The sequence below is a fragment of the Bacteroides sp. D22 genome (genome assembly GCF_000163675.1).
In the GTDB taxonomy this organism is placed as follows: domain Bacteria; phylum Bacteroidota; class Bacteroidia; order Bacteroidales; family Bacteroidaceae; genus Bacteroides; species Bacteroides xylanisolvens.
Map to the genome: position 1 here is coordinate 114,461 of NZ_GG774815.1, position 20,441 is coordinate 134,901.

At 39.6% G+C, this 20,441-nt stretch carries 19 protein-coding genes; 4 read left to right on the forward strand and 15 right to left on the reverse strand.

Annotation, left to right across the window (positions count from 1 at the left end; genetic code table 11):
- The first annotated feature begins 315 nt into the window (after nt 1-315).
- Nucleotides 316-894, forward strand: coding sequence for a DJ-1/PfpI family protein (locus tag HMPREF0106_RS06445; RefSeq protein WP_004306443.1), 579 nt, complete (start codon nt 316-318; stop codon nt 892-894).
- A gap of 54 nt (nt 895-948) precedes the next feature.
- Here HMPREF0106_RS06445 and HMPREF0106_RS06440 read toward each other — a convergent pair whose 3' ends face one another.
- Nucleotides 949-1,314 (reverse strand): DUF6463 family protein, encoded by a 366-nt coding sequence (locus HMPREF0106_RS06440; RefSeq protein WP_004309084.1) that lies wholly within the window; start codon nt 1,312-1,314, stop codon nt 949-951.
- 334 nt (nt 1,315-1,648) lie between these two features.
- On the opposite strand from HMPREF0106_RS06440, the gene HMPREF0106_RS06435 reads away from it, so the two are divergent.
- Nucleotides 1,649-2,161: a GNAT family N-acetyltransferase gene (locus tag HMPREF0106_RS06435; RefSeq protein WP_004309086.1), complete on the forward strand. Its 513-nt coding sequence runs from the start codon at nt 1,649-1,651 to the stop codon at nt 2,159-2,161.
- 90 nt (nt 2,162-2,251) lie between these two features.
- Here the strand turns inward: HMPREF0106_RS06435 and HMPREF0106_RS06430 are convergent, their stop codons facing one another.
- The 3 genes from HMPREF0106_RS06430 to HMPREF0106_RS06420 all read right to left on the reverse strand — a co-directional run bounded on the left by HMPREF0106_RS06430 (nt 2,252) and on the right by HMPREF0106_RS06420 (nt 7,922).
- Entirely contained in the window at nt 2,252-2,737 is a 486-nt protein-coding gene (locus HMPREF0106_RS06430; RefSeq protein WP_004306452.1) for a flavodoxin domain-containing protein, read from the reverse strand.
- Between the two features lie 244 nt (nt 2,738-2,981).
- Nucleotides 2,982-4,820 carry a RagB/SusD family nutrient uptake outer membrane protein gene (locus HMPREF0106_RS06425; protein WP_004315230.1) on the reverse strand — a complete coding sequence of 613 codons (1,839 nt, stop codon included), beginning with the start codon at nt 4,818-4,820 and terminating at the stop codon, nt 2,982-2,984.
- A 15-nt stretch (nt 4,821-4,835) separates the two neighbouring features.
- A complete protein-coding gene (locus HMPREF0106_RS06420) occupies nt 4,836-7,922 on the reverse strand; it encodes a SusC/RagA family TonB-linked outer membrane protein (RefSeq protein WP_009040658.1) in 3,087 nt (1,028 codons plus the stop codon).
- A 542-nt stretch (nt 7,923-8,464) separates the two neighbouring features.
- Here HMPREF0106_RS06420 and HMPREF0106_RS06415 point away from each other — a divergent pair.
- Both HMPREF0106_RS06415 and HMPREF0106_RS06410 read left to right on the forward strand, forming a co-directional pair.
- Entirely contained in the window at nt 8,465-8,884 is a 420-nt protein-coding gene (locus HMPREF0106_RS06415; protein WP_004299169.1) for a helix-turn-helix domain-containing protein, read from the forward strand.
- Between the two features lie 15 nt (nt 8,885-8,899).
- Complete coding sequence (locus tag HMPREF0106_RS06410; protein ID WP_004299170.1) at nt 8,900-9,304, forward strand: helix-turn-helix domain-containing protein; 405 nt, start codon at nt 8,900-8,902, stop codon at nt 9,302-9,304.
- Between the two features lie 464 nt (nt 9,305-9,768).
- Here HMPREF0106_RS06410 and HMPREF0106_RS06405 read toward each other — a convergent pair whose 3' ends face one another.
- From HMPREF0106_RS06405 to HMPREF0106_RS06355, 11 genes are all read right to left on the reverse strand, one after another.
- Entirely contained in the window at nt 9,769-10,638 is an 870-nt protein-coding gene (locus HMPREF0106_RS06405; RefSeq protein WP_008650018.1) for an urea transporter, read from the reverse strand.
- A gap of 174 nt (nt 10,639-10,812) precedes the next feature.
- Nucleotides 10,813-11,583: an arginase family protein gene (locus HMPREF0106_RS06400; protein WP_004306464.1), complete on the reverse strand. Its 771-nt coding sequence runs from the start codon at nt 11,581-11,583 to the stop codon at nt 10,813-10,815.
- A gap of 189 nt (nt 11,584-11,772) precedes the next feature.
- Nucleotides 11,773-14,331 (reverse strand): alpha-glucan family phosphorylase, encoded by a 2,559-nt coding sequence (gene glgP / locus HMPREF0106_RS06395; protein ID WP_009040661.1) that lies wholly within the window; start codon nt 14,329-14,331, stop codon nt 11,773-11,775.
- Nucleotides 14,332-14,483: 152 nt separating this feature from the next.
- Complete coding sequence (pfkA, locus tag HMPREF0106_RS06390) at nt 14,484-15,467, reverse strand: 6-phosphofructokinase (RefSeq protein WP_008777393.1); 984 nt, start codon at nt 15,465-15,467, stop codon at nt 14,484-14,486.
- 20 nt (nt 15,468-15,487) lie between these two features.
- Entirely contained in the window at nt 15,488-15,988 is a 501-nt protein-coding gene (locus tag HMPREF0106_RS06385; RefSeq protein WP_008650022.1) for an RNA polymerase sigma factor, read from the reverse strand.
- Between the two features lie 85 nt (nt 15,989-16,073).
- Nucleotides 16,074-16,502 (reverse strand): Hsp20/alpha crystallin family protein, encoded by a 429-nt coding sequence (locus tag HMPREF0106_RS06380; protein WP_004309103.1) that lies wholly within the window; start codon nt 16,500-16,502, stop codon nt 16,074-16,076.
- Nucleotides 16,503-16,567: 65 nt separating this feature from the next.
- Nucleotides 16,568-17,317, reverse strand: coding sequence for a 2,3-diphosphoglycerate-dependent phosphoglycerate mutase (gene gpmA / locus HMPREF0106_RS06375; protein WP_009040662.1), 750 nt, complete (start codon nt 17,315-17,317; stop codon nt 16,568-16,570).
- 13 nt (nt 17,318-17,330) lie between these two features.
- Entirely contained in the window at nt 17,331-18,383 is a 1,053-nt protein-coding gene (locus HMPREF0106_RS06370) for a class I fructose-bisphosphate aldolase (RefSeq protein ID WP_004309107.1), read from the reverse strand.
- 29 nt (nt 18,384-18,412) lie between these two features.
- The gene (locus HMPREF0106_RS06365) at nt 18,413-18,892 is read right to left on the reverse strand and encodes a ferritin (RefSeq protein ID WP_004309108.1); all 480 of its coding nucleotides are present in this window, start codon (nt 18,890-18,892) and stop codon (nt 18,413-18,415) included.
- Between the two features lie 214 nt (nt 18,893-19,106).
- Nucleotides 19,107-19,535 (reverse strand): ferritin-like domain-containing protein, encoded by a 429-nt coding sequence (locus HMPREF0106_RS06360; RefSeq protein ID WP_032851559.1) that lies wholly within the window; start codon nt 19,533-19,535, stop codon nt 19,107-19,109.
- A gap of 192 nt (nt 19,536-19,727) precedes the next feature.
- The gene (locus tag HMPREF0106_RS06355; RefSeq protein ID WP_004306485.1) at nt 19,728-19,925 is read right to left on the reverse strand and encodes a hypothetical protein; all 198 of its coding nucleotides are present in this window, start codon (nt 19,923-19,925) and stop codon (nt 19,728-19,730) included.
- Between the last annotated feature and the right edge of the window lie 516 nt (nt 19,926-20,441).

Below are 20,441 nucleotides of genomic sequence, written 5' to 3' on the forward strand. Positions count from 1 at the left end.
ATTTTCTTTGGGATACATACAGCCAATGCGGTATGTATGATAGAAAAGGTCGAAAAGAAAAAAAGAAAGGCAGCATAATCTAACTAAAATAACAGGAAAAACAGGAGAGGTTTTAACTTCCCCTAAAAAAGACATGTACATAATGCATGGGTGGGAAGGAAAAAATAAGAATATGTAAACAATATTCTACAAAAAAGATAGAAGACTGGGAGAGTTGAACGAAAAAATCAAGAGAAAAGCTCACGTAAAGCAAAGCTTTTCTCTTGATTTTTTAGAAAGAGGAACATTTACTGAATATCCCTAACTAATTTGATTATGAAATTATTGGTATTCCTTGCTAAAGGGTTTGAAACGATTGAGTTTAGTGCTTTTATAGATGTTATGGGATGGGCAAAGACGGATTTTGATTGTAAAATAGATGTTGTGACCTGTGGCTTGAATCAAAAAGTGATTAGTTCTTTCAATGTTCCTGTTTTGGTGGATAAAGTCATGGATGAAGTGTCTGCAGATGAATATGACGCGCTTGCGATACCCGGCGGATTTGAAGAATTCGGATTCTATGAGGAGGCATATAATGAACAACTTCTGGAATTGATACGACTGTTTGACTCACAAAAGAAATGGATCGCAACAGTCTGCGTGGGAGCTTTGCCTGTTGGGAAAAGTGGAGTGTTGAACGGTCGGAAAGCAACAACTTATCATCTTAGAGGTGCTCATAAACAGAAAGTGCTTCAGGGATTTGGAGCAACTATCGTAAATTCTCCCATCGTGGTGGATGATAATATCATAACTTCTTATTGTCCTCAAACATCATACGGGGTTGCATTGCTTTTATTAGAGAAGTTGACCTCTCATAAAGAAATGGTTTTAGTGAAAGATGCTATGGGATTTTAATAAGTTGCATTTAAGCACTGCACTCGGTTTTGAGTTCGCTATGGATGATGCTTCTCACTGCTTTTTCATGTTTGAATAAATAATAATAAGTGCTTGCGGTAAGAAAAGCCAGAAACCGGATATTGGTTCGACTATGCAACCGATTATGGTGAACAGTAGAATGAAGTAACCTAAAAATAAAGGTGCCGGTTTTTGTTCTTTTCTGATATAGTATTGAAGTGTCTCTCCCCAAAGAATAAGTATTATTCCGCAGATTAGGAACCAGAAAGCAAAGCCCAGGTTATGATTTTCTCCAATAGAGTCTATTAATCCATTGTTAAGCATTTCCGTAAAAGCTTCTTTTCCAAGAAATAACGCATAAATGGTATGAATGACTCCTGTTGCTGTTAAAAGTGTTCCACTATATTTCCAAAGTTTCATGTTCTTGCCTTTTTAGTATTTTATTGGGATGTACACTTCTACAGAATTTGAAATTTAATCCGTTTTAACATATCATCCGGTTCTTAATAAGTTGCTCGATAACGCAAATATAAGTAATCATGTACGATTCCCAACGTATGATTTCGACATTTGTGTTTGTTTTAGATTCTTTATACTTGGTCATTCGTTTTCTTGTTGTGATATCTGTGGACATGAGTTGCTTTATAAATATCCTTTAGTTCTTCTTTATTGTATTGAAAATTATATCTTTGTATTTCAGATAGTTGGATTTATGGAGTTTATAAAAGAGGCTGGCGTCTCACCACAAAAAAGTATGGATATTAAGAATGATAAGATCACAATAAAGCCTTTGCGTGATAAGGATGTAGACATTTTCAGTAAATGGTTGGCTAAAGAATATATTTATAAATGGTTCTGCCCTGACGGAGAAGAACATAAAATGGCTTGGTTGGATGAGGTAAATAATAGAAATACCCAATATCATTATATGAAACATTTCATTGTTTATTATAATGATAAAGCCATTGGCTTTTGTTTATACTTGGATTGTTATTTTGAAAAAGAATATATACCGGAACATTACGGAAAAACTGTCGATGAGAAAGAGACAGTCTTTGAAATAGGTTATCTCATAGGCGAAGAGGAATATTTGGGTAAGGGCATCGGGAAGATTATTGTAAAGAAGCTGATCGGGGAAATTGCCGAAATAGGAGGGAAAGAGATATTGGCTGACCCTGATGAGGCTAATGTTTTATCCATAAGAACATTGTTAAGTAATGGATTCGTAAAAGTAAAAGATTGCGATTATAGGTATTGTCTTAAATAGATAAGAAAACTTCTTTTGAAAGAAGTTTTCTTATACGGCCATTCTATTTATTATTTGAATACAAAGTTGCTCAATAGATAACTCAAGAAGTTACCATAAATGATTATCTTTTATCTGACTTGTAAACTCATTTATAGCATCATATCTCAGCTTCGAAACGGAAGAATTTACTTTCGCTATTTTCTTCGTCAAAAATCTTTCGATGAAATTCATTTTGTCAAACTGAAACTCGCCACCTAAAATGGCTTTGGGAATCGATAATCTCTGCAAGAACTCCGGGAAAGCCTTATTCATTTCTTCCGCTTCTTGCTCTTCGTTCATACAACAGATGAATAACCCTATTACTTTTTGCTCTAATAACAGTTGATTATTGTGACAGAATTGAGTAATTTTTCGGTTTGGAGAGCCCGCATAAATGGCTGTTCCGAGAATTATTCGATCGTAAGTTCGAATATCAGGTCTCGGACACTCTTTTAATGAGATGTAGTCAACTTTATTAGTCAACTTTTCTCCGATAAGGTGTGTTACTCGCTCGGTAGTTCCATGTTTTGAATAATATATGATAGCTGTTTTCATTTTCAACAGGCATAAGCGGTTTTAAATAGCCACTAATAAGTGACATGGTTATCCTTTGTAAAGGTAGAGACTTTATTCTGACTAGCAAACAGTTTTCGATATAATTAATCTATATCTTGTTTTTCTCATATTTGAAAAGTATGTTCCCCATCTCAAAACGAGATAGGGAGCATTTCTTAATATATAATTAATGTACAGGTGCCAAGATTGATTCCATAATACCTGTACATATTGAAATTCCTACTTAATATCCCGGATTTTGATACTCGCTGCCATTGGTGATTGTTGCAGTAAATGTAGTTGAAATGGGACGTAATGCATAATTCGGGTGAAAGAATTGTGCTAAGTCCGGATGAGTATTCTCCAGATACTCCGAGTTCTTAAACATTCCTGTCCGTTTCAAGTCGTAGAAGCGGCAATATTCTCCGCAAAGTTCACGGCCTCTTTCATCTAAGATATCACGCACCGTAATACTCCCTGTAAGCGGATTTGCTCCGGCACGTTCACGAACCTTGTTGATATAACCGGCTGCATTCGCACCACCATTCAGGTAAATATCAGCTTCTGCCGCAATCAAATAAACTTCTGCCATGCGCATGATAAACGTTGCATTCAGATTACCGTTTCTCTGTTTGGAAGCATTGGCTACATAATAATTGCTGCTGTTATGCTTATTCAGTGATGGATAATAGTAGCGGAATTGGTTCTCATTTGTGCCGTCATTTTTGTAATTGCCAGTGACGTTTGTATAAGCATAATTCATGTTCACATTATTATTGTCATCACTATATACATGATGATAATCAATTAGCAAATAATCAGAAATGTGTTCTTTTTGTTTCTCTGTCGCATAATCGATGTCCTGCGGCATGATGAATTTAATGGCTAAATCACCTTTATTCAGAGCTTTGCCAATGACGGTTTCTTCCTTGTCATACATGTGGACGGCACTTTCATCCCACGTGTAATTCTTGTTCGCGTTCCACTCTGTAGTGAACGATTCATGAAATCTGGGGTCCAATGTTCCGTCTTTCTGTACATATAAACTCAATAAATGCTGTGTGGGCATAAAGATACCGGTAATTGAGCCTTCCCAAGTAAGGCGTGTTTCCTGATTGTCTTCACGTGCACCGAATTTATTGATATTGCATAAGAAGTATTCGTCGTTGCGGTTCAACTTGTAGTTTCCGTTGCTTGATCCGTGACCGTCTGCTCCTGCATACCAGCGATGTTTCCAGAGAGCTTCCTTGTTTTCCCAGTTATTGCTCTCTTTAAACACTTCGCTATACGATGGATACATATACGTATTGTATTTTCCACCGCCAGTTTCGCAATCGGTAATCAATTTCTTGGCTGTATCCAGAGCTTCCTGCAAATATTCGGTGCTTCCATATTCGTACGTCTGCAAGCAGGCTTTAGCCAGAAAACCGAGAGCGGCTTTCTTCGTCGGGGTGGTAGTAGTTGCATGCGTACCTGTTGGCAACCATTCGGATGCGAATCTTAAATCGGGCAGGATTACTTCCTGGTAGATAGTCATCGGATCGGTACGGGTGGGTGAGTAAGTCAGTGTTTCCGCTGTTATCGGTTCTGTGAGCATCGTCACTGCTCCGAATTGTTCCACAGCATTGAAATAATAGACAGCTCTAAGAAAACGGGCTTCCGCAATCTTGGCATTCCGCTCCTCTTCCGTGGTGTAAGGAGGTTTGTCTCCTAATGCGATAGCTTCGTTACAGGCTCCCACACCGTCGTATGTCCCGTTCCACCAATTATTGGTGTAAGTCGTATTGGGTGATGTTCCTGCGAAAAACCAGAACCACTGTGTGTAACTTGTTGATTCGTTGGCTTTATACGTCCAAAGATCGGTGTCGCCTTCAGTCAGTGACATCCAGTCCGCAGAACCGTAGTAAAACCTTTCCATAGCAAAATAACACTGGTTAATCAGGGTTTCATATCCATCGATGGAAGTAGCCAAAGCCTCTTTGGTAAATGCGCCCGGGTTGTATTCCTCCAAGGTGCAGGAATGTAGAGATAAGGCCGAGAACAGCACACTGCAAAATATGAATTTTATATATATCCTTTTCATGATTATAATCTTTTGTTAGAATGTCAAATTAACGCCAAAAACAAATTGCCGGTAGGTAGGAAATGCATCCGAACCGTTGGTTTCGGGATCAGTATCTTTCAACTGCTTATCTTTTACAAAGATGAACGGATTGTAGGCTGTGGCATAAATACGGCATTTCTCCATTAAAACTTTGCGGGAAATATTGACGGGTAGTGTATATCCCAGCGTGATATTTTTAATCTTAATGAAGGAGCCGTCGCGCACTCTTAATGAAGGATATACGGTTTTTTGTTCGTCTCCCGTTCCGGGACGGGGGAAATAGGCTCCTTGATTATCCTCTGTCCAGTAGTCTACGCCTGCCAGTTGATTCTTGGTTACGCTCTGTTCGGCGGTATAATAACCGAGCAGGTCACTGTTGATTGTCTGTCCGTAACGCGCCATGGCAAAGACGGATAAATCAAAATTCTTGTAGGTGAAGGAATTGCTGAATCCGATGATCCAGTCCGGATTGGAATGTCCTAGAATTTGCCGGTCTTCCGTACTGTATTTATGCATACCTCCATCACCTTTCTGGTCTAAGGTTTCTATCTTGATGAAGCCGGGTTTTACGCCGTAGGCATCCAATGTTTCCTGTGGAGTATCGGTTCCCCAGATTCCGGTATATTTATATCCGTAAATAGCTTTAATCGGTTCACCGACAAACAGGTTTTCGGCGATCAGATCACCGTCAGGCAGATCGTCTATTTGTTCCTTGTTCCAGGTGACGGATAAAGTGGTGTTCCAGGTGAAATCTTTATGCCGTATGTTGTGCGAAGTGATCGTTGCTTCCACACCTTGGTTACTGGTCTGGGCGATGTTCTGCCAGATGGCCAGAGGCGATCCCCATCCGGTCAGACCGCTGGTGATGGGCAATGTACGTTTGAATAATAATCCTTTGGTGGTTGTCTTGAACCATTCTACTGATCCGTCAATGCGACCGTTCAGGATGCCGAAATCCAACCCCACATTCCAGTTGTATGACTTCTCCCAGCCGAGATCGGAACTACCGTAAGTACCGGAGTATTGCGTGAAAGGAACAATCTTCCCATTAATGGAAATTCCCGAAGCGGTATATACGTATGCTTGTGTTGTGGTGCTGTATGCGGTGGTTCCTCCCGAGTTACCCGTGATGCCGTAGCTCACTCTCAACTTCAGGTTGTCTAGCCAACTACGTGTCTTTTCCATAAATGCCTCGTCTGATATTCTCCACGCCAGTGCGCCTGCGGGGAAAGCATCCCATTTATGTCCGGTGGAGAATTGTGAAACACCGTCCCACCGCGTAGAGAAATTAAATAGGTATTTGCCTTTGTATGAATAGTTCAGACGGAAGGCAAAAGACATTTTCTGCGTCTGTGCGAAGTCGGATTCTACATGTTGGGAAGTGCCCGATGTCAGTCGCCAGAAAGACCATTGATCTACCATCTGACCGCTGGCGGCAGCCATGCTACTTTCCGACTGGTTCTTATTCCAGGAAGTAATCAGTGAACCTCCCAGATTATGGTCTTTGGCGATGGTTGTGTTGTATGCGAGAATATTTTCCCAAGTGTAATTCCAGGCATTGTTGTTGGTGATGGAAGCATGCGGTGAACCTGCATAAGACGGACGGTTGGCATTGCACTTCTCTCCCCAGTATTGCCCGCGGCGTGAGTGGTTCAACGTACCATTGACACGACTGGTAAAAGTCAGGTCTTTGACGGGAGTTAGTTCGACATAGCCGCTCATATTCAGGTAGGTAGAACGTGTGTTGTCTACATACTGGTTCTCTATAAAATCACTCATCGGGGAATATTGTCCTGTGATGTATTCGTGATTGATCTCCCCTTTTTCGGTATAAGCATCACCCAGCGGGATGGCGGAGAGAGATTTGGTGAATGTGTTTTTCACGCCGGAGTTCAAGTCCCGGTAGACTAAATTGGAGGTAAAGCCCACCTTTGCCCATGAAAATATCTGCTGATCCAGATTGAGGCGTAACGAATATCTGTTCAGATTCTCGTTATTAAGTAAACCTTCCTCCCGGTTGTAGGAAGTCGAAGCAAATAATTTTGTCTTTTCAGTGCCACTGCTGACCGAAAGACTGTATTTCTGTGTGGTAGCCGTGTTGCCCGACACTTCATCTATCCAGTCTATCCATTTGCCGTCGTTGTATGCATCTATAAAATCCTGTTTCCCCAGTAGAGCGGACATATCGGTAGGATAGTCACCGTTTTTATATTTATAGGCTTCTTGCTGGTAGGTGACCCATTCATCCCGCGTCATCCCATGTCTGTAGTTGGGTGAACCGCTGAATCCGTAATAAGCATCGAAGTTTACGGTCGCTTTTCCCTCTTTTCCTCTTTTGGTGGTGATGATGACAACGCCGTTTGCTCCTGCGGAACCATAAATGGCGGTGGAAGAAGCATCTTTCAACACATCTACACTCTCGATGTCCGACGGGCTGACTTGGCTATAACTGCCGGGGATTCCATCGATAATAAACAATGGTTCATTGCTACCATAAATAGATCGTGAACCACGTAACAGGATAGTGACATCACCTCCTACCTGTCCCGAAGTTTTGGTGATATCCATTCCGGGTATCTTGCCTTGAAGGGCTTCCATCACATTATTGGTAGGAGCGGCCAGTACTTCTGCACTTTTGACGGAGGTTACCGCCCCCGTCAAATCCCGTTTTTTGACCGATCCGTATCCTACCACCACTACTTCATCAATCAGTCTGGCATTTTCCGTCAGTATGATTTCCAGCTTGTTCTTGTTGCGTGTATTGACTTCCTGCTCCGTGTATCCCATATAAGATACCTTTAATACTGCATTGGGCGCTACGCGCAGTGTGAACAGTCCGTCTACATTCGTAATCGTCCCGTTGCTGGTACCTTTTTCAACGATATTCGCTCCGATAATCGTCTCTCCTTGAGAGTTTTTCACTATACCCGAGATCGTTCTGCTCTGTTGGCAATAAGCTCGTGTTGATCCAAGTATCGATAATGAACCTATTAATAGGAATAATAGGTAAAAATTCATTCTATAAGCAGTCTTTAGGGGATTATTCTCCCCTATGTTTGTTTTATCAGAAAATGATTTCATGCTTTTTGTTTAATTGTATGTTTACTAATTTGTTTTTGGATAGCTAAATTTCAGGATGATTTAAAGCTATGTTTCGACTGTAATGACTTTACTTACCCCATAGGCTATTAGATTTTATTGGTTAAATGATGATTGTTCAGAATGTCAATGCCAATTGAACATTATTCTGTTACTGTTTTGAATGTGGCGCCACGATTCATGTCAGTAAAAAAACTGACAGGGCAAAATTATGCATATAGAACTGGGGATTGAAAAAAATAAAGTTGACTTTTATCAGGACAGAGTTGTTTCTTACTACCTGTTGTATATTTGATTTTATAAGGTAATATTGTTGTTGATTAAATCTTTACCCGTCGTAAACTTTACAGTAGTAAAGTTTTAGAAGTAGATAAAAATGATAAAGACCGGGATAAAATAGATCTAATTAGGTTATATTCAAAAGAGAAACAGATAGAAAGCTGTCTTTTTCAAAGGGTGATATGTAGTTGCGAATTTTATTTTCATTATCTTTGTCTCAATGTATTTACTAAAGCAACAATGATATGGATATTAAAGTAAAAGACAAGGTGAATCAAAGGCATGTCGGTCGCAATCTGCAAAGAATCCGTGTGTATCTGGGTATGAAACAGGAAGCGTTGGCTTCTGATCTGGGTGTTAGTCAACAGGAGATTTCGAAAATAGAGAAACAAGATGAGATAGAAGACGGACTGTTGACAAAAATAGCTGAAGTCTTGGGAATATCTACTGATGTCATCAAGGATTTTGATGTTGAAAAAGCCATTTGTAATATTAATAACTATAAAGATGCCACGATTTCTCCGGGAGCAACAGCAACTGTTTATGCAGCTCATACGCAACAGATTAATCCTCTTGAAAAGGTGGTTGAACTGTATGAGCGCTTGTTGAAAAGTGAACAGGAGAAAATAGAGATTCTAAGAGAGTGCATAAAGCAGGGCAAATAATCAACAGACTGGAATATGGAAACGGAAAAGTACACAAATACGATTCATCTGGGAAGAAAAATTGAACGGGTGCGTCGGCTTCGGGGAATGACTCAAGCGGAACTCGGTGATCTGTTAGGTATAACGAAACAGGCTGTTTCAAAAATAGAACAAACAGAGAAGTTTGACGATGAACGATTAGGCGAGATTGCTTCAGCATTAGGCGTTACTGTAGATGGCCTGAAGAATTTTAATGAAGAGACAATCTTGTATAATACGAATAACTTCTACGAGAATTGCGGTGTTAAAAGTGCTGTCAGTAATACAGGTAATAATCAGACCTTTAATAGTTTTCCTGTTGAACAGGTAATTGAGATTTTCGAAAAGCTGTTGGATAAACAAAAGGAGCAATTTGAAACTTTAAAAAAAGAGAAGAAATAAATATCTCCAAGATATTGAATTTTATCAGTCGTAATTATACTCCTGATGCAATGATAGCTGAATTGATTTCTTCAAAAAATAAGGAAATAGATTGGTTGAAAGAAGAAATTAAGTTTTTAAGAGGGGAAAATGAAAAATTGCTGCTGATTGTGGGTGAAAAGATATGAGATGATGTTATCATAATTATGTGATACACTTCTGTCTGTTGTTTATATGGGTAGTTATCACCTTTATGTTGTAAGCATAACTAAGATCTGATTGAGACTTTATAAATAATATTTTTTACTGTAAATGTTGAGGTATCCAAACTCTTTTTAATTCAAGGAGTTTGGATGCTATTTTTAAGTTTACTGCATTATGGTGTAGTATTCATAATACAAAAGCAAATATTTCGGGTGACAAGATGATATCTTTTATCTTTTTCTTTGAAAAAAAATATCACAAACTTTTATTTGAAGACTAATTTAGTTATTCTGCGTTCTTATTACTTTTTGTATCATTAGTATGATCCATACAGATATAACAAAGGGAGCGGTTAAGGTAGTGATACCCAAACTCATTCCTAGAATCTGTAATACGGTGGACAGTAAGACAGAGCATCCTGCCCATACGCCACTTTTCCAGCCCGTTCCTCCTAAAGCTATTGCACATAATACCCCATTATAGCCCATTAATCCGGCATTTAAGTCTGTAGCATCCACTTCAAGTAAAATGGCTAGGGGAATAGGAAGAAGTGCTCCCAAGATAGTATAGAGACTTGCCTTTCGAGAATTAATCAAAATGCCTATAAGGAAACATAATCCGGATAGAATTGTATTTCCCTGAAACATGACTTGCCCTATACCTAAGCAGAAGGCTTGGAAATAATTAATATTCTGTGTGGTATCAATAACCGTATAGGAAACTGATAGTAAATCTGGTATAAGCCAGCTGCAAACTCCCAACATTCCCCATACAGCAAGAATGAAAGGAGCAGTAAAGCCAGGAATTAAACGTTGCTGATTAAAAAAATAGGCAATCCATGTGGAAAGGGCCGAAGCGATAATCAACATGATTAAACTTCCTACCGATAATTGTAGAAATACGCCAACTGCTATACCTACTAAAGTTCCATTAAATCCGTATAATCCATTTTTAATATCATCATACTTATATCCCGAAAAATGGGCTGTCAGTGTACTTATTATATTACCGCAGACTGCTAGTATTCCCATTTGCCATGAGTTTAGAAATATTCCAATTAGCATGAATAATCCGGATAACGCATTATTCTGAAACATCACTTGTCCTATTCCACGTCCCAGAATAAGTAATAAATTGTGTATAAAGACCATTTGTATAAAAGATTGACTGATAAAATGATGACAAAAGTACAACCTTCTATTGAAAATAGCAATATTAAGAGATGGAGAATTAGAAAAGTGTAAAGAGATGTGGAATTATCATGTACGGTCAATTCACTAATTATTGTGCTAAGCATAATATTCATGACTATGTTAATGATTTACTTATAGGGGATGAATCTCGTTTTGATTGGACAGGAATAGATTTAATAGTTCCTTATTGGCCTTACTGTTAATTGAAAGTTCTCTGTTTTTTTGGAAAACATCCAAAGAACTGGAACATTCACCGCAGATATCTACTCCGATAATTTCTTCTTTTTTTAGAATGATGGAGAGGAGTTTCTCCAATTCGGTCAGTGATAGGGAACCCTGATCCCAATTGGTTACTGCTGATTTTATGTCCAATACATCTTTGTCCACTGATATATAGACAGGCTCATTCAGATGTTCATGAGAGAATCTGTTCCATCCTTCTTCGTGAGAAAGTTCTGTTTCGCTATAAAACTTTAATTTTTCTCCATAATTGGGATGCAGTGCTTTGATCAACTTTTCAGCAGCACCGACGATACATACTTTTTGAAGATAAGGATTTGTATCCAATACTTTTTTCACCCAACATCCGCATGACATTAGATTGTCAAATAAGGAAGGTTGCATATCTGGATGATGATCAAAGACAACTAGTGAGAATGGGGTCTTTATTTTATCCGTCCAAAATTTACTGATATAATGATAGTTACCGGAATCAATGAAATGTATTCCTTCAGGTAAGTAGGGGGCCATTCTTTGTCTAATGACTTTGGCTGCTTCTGCATCACAGTAGCAGTTGGTTCCGTTTAGGTCGGTACAATCTATCCACTGGAAATGGATGTCGTTTATAAATCTTTCCTGCTCATAGACATGAGTGAAATTCATAAGAATAATGTTCGGTTTCATTGTTCTTTATCTTTTATTGAATAACCTTTGAAACTTGTCATGTATAAAAGCGGAGTGTGTCAAAACGCAGATTAACGCAAATTATCGCAGATTATTTCAATTATATTTATATATTAATCAACGATTTATGAAATTATTTCTGCGATAATTTGCGTTTTATTATTCATTATGACACACCTCCCTTTTTTTTTAAAACCATCGGACGTAACAAAAATCTTGTCTATGTGGTAATAGATTATTTTTGGGATACATGCGGAAAGCCTGTTTGAAACTTCCGGCATTAAAAATTTGAGATGTCCCCTTGAAGGTATATAGATTCCCGTCTTTGGAAACTAGTGGAAGAGGTATGACTTCATAGATATGATCTTGACCACTTTCATGCTGAATAATGACCAATTCAATTCCAATTGCATCATCCAGACCTTTCTCATCGACAACAACTGTTACTTCATATTCCTTTCCGGCTTCGATTGTCGCATCCAACCCGTTTCCGGCTTTTATGGATTTGATTTCAATGGAATCCCACCTGTTTCGGACAGCGGTTTTCCAGTCAGATATCATTTTGGCTTTTGCATTATTGTCAGCAGAGAGAATGTGGAAATGCTCCGACAGTTTGATATAGAATTTCTCATAGTAATCGTCCAGTTGCCTTTTCATGGTAAAACGGGGAGCTATTTGTGCGATTGAATTCTTGATGTACTTAATCCAGTTTTCCGAATACTCCTTATCTCCATGTTCATAATATGCAGGAAGAATGTCATGCTCCAATAGATAGTAAATTGCTTCGGCGTCCAGCTGGTTCTGATATTGTTCATTCTGGTAGATACTTTTGTCGGTCAGCGCCCATCCTGCATCCTTACAATAGCCTTCATACCACCAACCATCCAACACTGAGAAATTAAGTACACCGTTCATCAGTGCCTTTTCCCCTGATGTGCCTGAGGCTTCGGCCAGACGTGTGGGAGTGTTCAGCCAGATATCCACCCCTGCGATAAGATGTCTTGCCAGATCCATATCATAGTTTTCAAGAAATATGATTTTACCTAGGAATTCAGGACGCCGGGATATTTCCACAATCTGCCTGATTAGTCCCTGGCCGGCACCGTCACTGGGATGAGCCTTCCCTGTAAAGATGAATTGTACCGGATATTTCGGATTGTTCACTATTTTAGCCAGGCGGTCGATATCGGTAAACAAAAGATGCGCCCTTTTATATGTAGCAAAACGTCGTCCGAAACCAATCAGAAGGGCATTCGGGTTAAACTTCTCAAAAATGGAAATGGTTAATGACGGATCGATCTGGCTTCTAAGCCAGTCTTTGCTGCATTTTCTTTTGATATAATCTATCAGTTTGGTTTTTAGTTTCAGGCGGGTATTCCATATTTCTTCGTCCGGAATGTCGTAGACAGCTTCCCAGATTTTTTGATTGGACTGGTCATGAATAAAGCTCTCATCAAAATTGTCTTTGAAAAGCTTTTCCCATTCGGTGGCGCACCAAGTAGGGAAATGTACGCCATTAGTCACATAGCCCACATGATTCTCTTCCGGGAAGTAGCCTTTCCAGATAGGAGCGAACATTTCCTGTGACACAGTTTTATGCAACAGGCTGACTCCGTTTACTTCCTGGCTGGTTTTACAGGCGAATACAGACATACAGAAACGTTCTCCTTTGTCTCCCGGATTATGGCGTCCGAGATCCATCAGGTTATTCCAGGTTATGCCCAGTTTGTCGGGATACCCTTTCATGTATTTGTTGAAAAGTCCCTCGTCAAAATAATCATGGCCGGCGGGTGCAGGTGTATGTACGGTATAAAGAGAAGAAGCGCGTACTAATTCCATCGCTTGGCCGAAATCCAGACCACCGGCTATATAATCACATAACCGCTGAATGTTGATTAATGCGGCATGGCCTTCATTGCAGTGATATACGTCTTTTTCTATACCCAAAGCTTTCAGTGTCATCATGCCGCCTATACCGAGTAAAATCTCCTGTTTCAGCCGGTTCTCCCAGTCACCGCCATACAGATGGTGGGTAATTGGACGGTCAAACTCGCTATTGAGTTCATTGTCCGTGTCCAGTAGATAAAGGGGGATTCTTCCTACATTGACTCTCCAGACATTGGCATGTACAATAAAGCTGTCGGCGTAGGGAATGTGGATTACCAGCTGTTTTCCATCTGGTTGCATCACTTTTTCGATTGGGAGCTGTCCGAAATTCTGTGCTTCATAATTGGCAATCTGCTGCCCGTCCATGGAAAGAGACTGGTCAAAGTAGCCATAACGGTACAACAGTCCTACGGCACAAAGGTCAACGTTGCTGTCTGATGCCTCTTTCAGGTAATCGCCCGCAAGTATTCCAAGACCACCGGAATATATTTTGAGGACCTTGTCTAAGCCGTATTCCATACTGAAATAGGCTACTGACGGACGTTTATGATCTGGAACTACATTAATGTATTCCTTGAAAGCAGTATAGACGGTATTCATCTTGCGGATAAAAAACTCATCATGTGCCAGTGTTACCAGCTTCTCATAATTCATCCGCTCCAGGAACAATATCGGATTTTGCTCCGTTTCTTCCCAAAGCTCCGGATCTAGGTCGCAATACATACTTTTGGCGTCATCATTCCATGTCCACCATAGATTACGTGCTATTTCCGCAAGTTTTCCCAATTCCATGGGAAGATGTGAACCGACTGTAATTTCCCTCCATTGAGGAGTGTTTACATTATAACTTGGATATTCCATAACATTGTACATTAAATAGTTTATATTTCCTTGTTTATTTTATAATAGGGCATTATCCATACCGGATAAAACTTTGTAGTTTCCCGATGATGATACAGTCCGGTATGTCTGCCTCCCGGAGTGTCTTTCCAAGCAGTGGTGAATTAATAACTTTATATGGACAGCTCGTTAAGTACCCGAATCAGGCTTTTGTCAATAGGCTTGTCATTTTTGATTGCTTGTGCAAAAGGAACATAGACAATTTCATTGTTCCGTATGCCTATCATCACATTCTGTTGGTCTTCCATCAGAGCCTGGATGGCTGCTTCTCCTAATCGGCTTGCCAGTATACGGTCGTTGGCACTTGGAGCCCCACCGCGTTGCAGATGTCCCAGAATGGAAACTCTTACATCATATTCAGGATATTCCTTTTTTACCCGGTCGGCATAGTACATGGCACCTCCATTTTTATTTTGGGGACTTTCGGTCACAATGACGATACTGCTGTTTTTTGTTTTTCTGAATCCACGTCCGATAAATGTCTCCAGCTGGTCCACATCCGTTTTGTCCTCCGGAATAATGGCAGCTTCAGCCCCTGAAGCAATCGCACTGTTCTGGGCCAGGAAGCCCGCATCACGTCCCATCACCTCGACAAAGAAAATGCGGTCGTGTGAGGTTGCGGTGTCTCTTATTTTATCTACACATTCAACAATTGTATTTAATGCCGTGTCGTATCCTATGGTGAAATCAGTACCATATAAATCATTGTCAATCGTACCGGGTAGTCCTATACATGTCACGTTATACTCTTCGGCAAAGATACGGGCTCCCGTCAGAGAACCGTCTCCACCGATAATAATCAGTGCACTGATATTTTCTTTTTGTATAACTTCATAGGCTTTCTTACGTCCTTCCGGAGTGGTAAAAGCTTCGGAACGCGCTGTTTTCAGTATAGTACCTCCCCTTTGAATAATACTGCTCACGTCTTCTGTTGTGAGTTCCTTTACTTCACCGGCAATCAGTCCTTCGTATCCCCTATAAATTCCCTTTATTTTAAAGCCGTTGAAGATGGCGGTACGGGTTACGGCGCGGATCGCTGCATTCATTCCTGACGCATCCCCTCCGGAAGTCAGGATTCCAATATACTTGTTATTCATAATTCATTTTTATACAATTATTAGACAAAATCAGAAAGTAACTGCTTTAATTTTTTCCTACTATGAAAGATACGGCTTTTTATTGTACCTAGCGACACTCCTGTTTCTTGAGCTATTTCCCGATATTTGAATCCGGATATATACAACATAAAAGCGTTGTAATGTTCTTTAGGTAGTGTTTTAAGGGCTGCCCTTATCTCCTTGGCATCTTGACTATTGTCTATGAAAGCAAAAGAGTCATCTCTTAGCAGGAAATGATAGTCGGGTTCGGATAATATATATAAGTCTCCCTGGCTTTTTTTTATCCGGTAGTTATTTATAAAAGCGTTACGCATAATGATATACATCCAGCCTTTAAAATTTGTTCCAGGATCAAATTTATCCTTATTATCCAGAGCTTTCAACATTGTTTCCTGCAATAAATCCTCAGCATCGTGTTTGTCAGCTGTCAATTTATATGCAAAACCTAGCAGATCACTTTGCAGAGCTATTAATGCTTCATCAAAATTGAATGTTTTCATTATAGTGATTTGAGGTTCAAAGGTTTATATCAAGGCATCCCCCTAAATATAAGGAACGCCTTGGGTAAAGTTTAGCTAAGATATCTTATTTGATATCAATAGTTCTGGTTATCTTCTGAACTTCTTTGTCCACTGTTTTGGGAATATCTATAGACAGAATCCCATGTTCTACCTTGGCTGTAATCTTATCTTTTTCAACATTGTCCGGCAGTATGATACTTTGTTGGAATTTGGAATAAGAGAATTCACGGCGTAGGTATTTTTTGTCTTTTTTCTCCTCATTCTTCTCTTCCTTCTTTTCCATGCAGATTACTAGATTGTTGTTTTCATCCACATTAACGGTGAAGTCATTTTTTGTCATTCCCGGAGCTGCCAATTGGATTTTATAGTCCTTTTCATTTTCAATTACATTAATAGCGGGGGCTGTTGCATTTGCCTTCATCATCCACTCATTGTTAAAGAAATCATTAAAAATACTTGGTAACCAATTCTGGTTCATTTTTGTAGGTACCATTTTTACCTCCTTTTTTAGTTAATAATTAAAGTTTAGAAAATATGTCTGGCTGCTTGACAGAACTTTTATTGTTTAGTCATTCCTTGTTTTGCTACAGCTTCCGTCCGTTTACGTATCTCTTCCGGATCACCGAGAAAATAGTCTTTGACAAGAGCCAGCCGGTTGTCGAATTCAAAAACGTAAGGAACTGCTGTAGGCAGGTTCAGGTTGGAAATGTCTGTATCGGATATTTCCTTGAGATGCTTGATGATTCCACGCAGGCTGTTGCCATGGGCAACTACCAGCAGGTTATCCTTACATGTCAATGTGGGAAAGATGATGCATTTCCAATAAGGCATTACACGCTCAATGGCATCTTTCAAGGATTCCGTACGTGGAAGTTCCATATCCGGGACATCTGCATAACGTATGTCTTTACTCGGATTGCGCGAATCGTCCTCTCCCAATGCTGCAGGAGCTATATCATAACTTCTCCGCCAGGTGTGTACTTGTTCTTCACCATATTGGGCAGCCGTCTCACTTTTGTTAAGTCCCTGAAGTATGCCGTAATGTTTCTCATTCAACCTCCATGTCTTTTCGACGGGAATCCAGCTCTCATTCAGGCGGTCCAGAACGTAGTCCAGCGTTTTTATAGCACGTTTTAAGTAAGAAGTGTAGGCAATCTCAAAAGAAAATCCGGCTTCTCGTAATGTATCGCCTGCTTTGCGGGCTTCTACAACGCCTTTTTCACTTAAATCAACATCTGTCCACCCGGTGAAGCGGTTTTCTTGGTTCCATAGGCTCTCACCATGACGTAATAATACTATTCTTTTCATGGACGACCTGTCTTTATGCAATGGTTATTGAAGAATCCAAATATACATCCTGTATGGTGCTCAATAGCTGGACCCCATCTTTCATTGGTTTTTGGAAGGCTTTCCGACCACTAATCAACCCCATACCGCCAGCACGTTTGTTCACTACTGCTGTAACAACAGCATCATGCAGGTCGGATTCTCCATGAGATTCACCACCCGAGTTGATTAGTCCGACGCGTCCCATATAGCCGTTAGCTACCTGATAACGGCAAAGGTCTATCGGGTGGTCAGTTGTCAGCTCTGTATACATGCGCTCATTTGTTTTTCCGAAGCCGATGGCTTTGAAGCCACCATTATTGGACGGAAGTTTTTGTTTTACGATGTCAGCCTTGATCGTTACTCCGATATGGTTGGCTTGGCCTGTCAGGTCGGCTGCAGCGTGATAGTCGGTTCCGTCTTTCTTAAAACCGCTGTTTCTCAAATAACACCATAAAATGGTAGCCATTCCCAGTTCATGAGCATATTCAAAAGCTTGCGATACTTCCACTATTTGGCGGCGACTTTGCTCCGAACCGAAATAAATAGTGGCTCCAACTGCTATGGCGCCCATATTCCATGCTTCTTTTATTGTACCGAACATTACTTGGTCATAGCTATTCGGATAAGTAAGCAGTTCGTTATGATTCAATTTGACGATGAATGGAATTTTATGGGCGTATTTCCGTGCTACGGCGCCTAATACGCCGAATGTAGATGCTACGGCATTACATCCTCCTTCAATAGCCAATTTTACGATGTTCTCCGGATCAAAATAAAGTGGATTGGGAGCGAAAGATGCCCCAGCAGAATGCTCTATACCCTGGTCTACAGGTAGGATGGATACATAGCCGGTATTCGCTAAACGTCCATGTCCATATAAAGTTTGCAAACTCTCCAATGTCCGAATGTTTCTGTCCGAATTTATCCATACCTTATCTACTATATCCGGACCCGGAATATGAATCAGTTGTTTATCTATTGTCTTGCATGTATGGTTTAGGTAGTATTCAGCCTGCCCACCTAATATATCTACTGTTTTGCTCATATCATTTATCTTTTAACTATTCAGGTTTATTATTTGCATCCATCCAATTTAGCATCTATGAAAAGGATACCACTATCTCCGGCTTTCTTTAACAGGTTTACAATATTCTGTACACCGGCTTCTTCCTCTACTTGTTCCCGGACAAATTTCCACAGAAAATCCTGTGTGGCATTATCCTTTTCTTCTGAAGCTAAGTATACCAATTCGTCAATCAACTTGGAGATATGCTTTTCATGTTCCAAGGCATGTTCAAAAACTTCCAAAGAATTTCCCCATCCTTGTGGAACTACATCCACTTTGTCTACTTTCGGTGTCGCCTCACGTTTAACCATATACTCGGCAATGGTGCACGCATGTCCCACTTCTTTTGCAGATTGTTTCCGCATCCAGTTGGCCATACCTGAAAAACCTTCTTTTTTTAGATAGAAAGACATAGACAGATACAAGTTGGCAGACCATAATTCTGCTGTGATTTGTTCATTCAAAGCATTTTGTAATTTCTCACTCATAATGATTTAAATTTTTAGAGTTAATAATAATTTAATATTCTCTCTTATCTTGAAACAAGCATAAACTTGTCCCAAAATGTCGATAAAACCGGGTTATCCTATTAATAAAATATTCATGATCTATTTTATTATTGTTTATTATGTTGCAAAAAGTAGACCATACAAGGTTATATAATCTTTAATATTATGAGATGTTAAATGGAGGGACATACTGTTAGAAATAAGGTAGTCTCCGCACATTTTCTTGGGCAAGAATACGTAATAATTCCAAAAGGGCCGTACTTAGATATATTCGGTCTGAATACAGCCTGTTGATGAAAGAATTAGAGGACGCATCCACGTTTCGGCATAGTATGAGGAGTATGGAGACTAGGCGGGACATATATCGTTCATGTTCAATCAATTCGTTTAAGGCACTTACTGGAGCTTGCCATTTTTGCACATCCCGTTTTATCTCATTAATTGCAACGCATCCTCCATTATGATATATCCAGCTCATCATTTGATAGACTTTGTTCATATTATCCTGAGCCTGGGTATTTAGCCAGGAGCTCAGTATCGGGAGTTGTTCACTTTCAAAATAAACCTGTAAAGACAGGTATAAGTTGGTTGACCATATTTCTGCGTTGATCAATTCATTCATGGTACTTTCTATTCGTTTATCTATCATTATTCTGAACATTAAGGTTACATAACTGATTGCGTACGTTTCTTGGTATATAAAAATTCCATTTCATAGAGGTAATCTATAAAAATGAAACTTTTAACGATAGTTTAATGATGCGACATTTTTACTGCATTGGACAAATTGTCGCATAAGGCGGAATAATAATGTTTATTTGTCACTTCCACGAGTGATAATCAATAAAATATCCAACAATTTTTCTATTCTTACAATATTATCATATATAGATTCCAAGGTCTTAGGATACAGATAAGACTTACAGTCCTGTATTTCCTTTGCCAAAGCGAGAACTTGTAACCAAAGGTCTTTTTCTGTATGGTGAGAGGAACCGCTATTATTGGCTATCATGGAGGAAGGTCTCAGAAAAATATGTTGGCATGTAATTTGTAAGATAGTGATTGTGTGTCTTGAAAAAAACAGGAATGGAAATAAACAGAATAAGAATTTCACTAAAGACAGTAACAAACGAAGAACAGAAACCGGTCGAGACAGTCGTCTTACTTTTAGAACAAGTTGCTTTCATAATGTTTATCTTCTAGTCAACTCTGTTCCCTGGAGCTGTGTTTATATATAAAGTTAAGCTCTAAGTTTGCAGTTAATAGATAAGAGGTCGGAAATTTATTTTAAAAAAGTCAAGCGAGACGAATAATTACCTCCGCATCTTATCAGGAAAATATCAGTCTTATTATCTTTGTTGTATTAAGATAAAGACTGATAGGCGGGAAGAGGACACCATAAAAGAGAAAGCACTTGAGGCTAGCCCACGTAACGGCCTCTCTCCGCCAAGCTGCAAAGCTCCGATAGAATATCAAGGTTGCGAGCCTATTTAGAGTTTAGAGTTCAAACAGCTTTTACCAGTCTTAG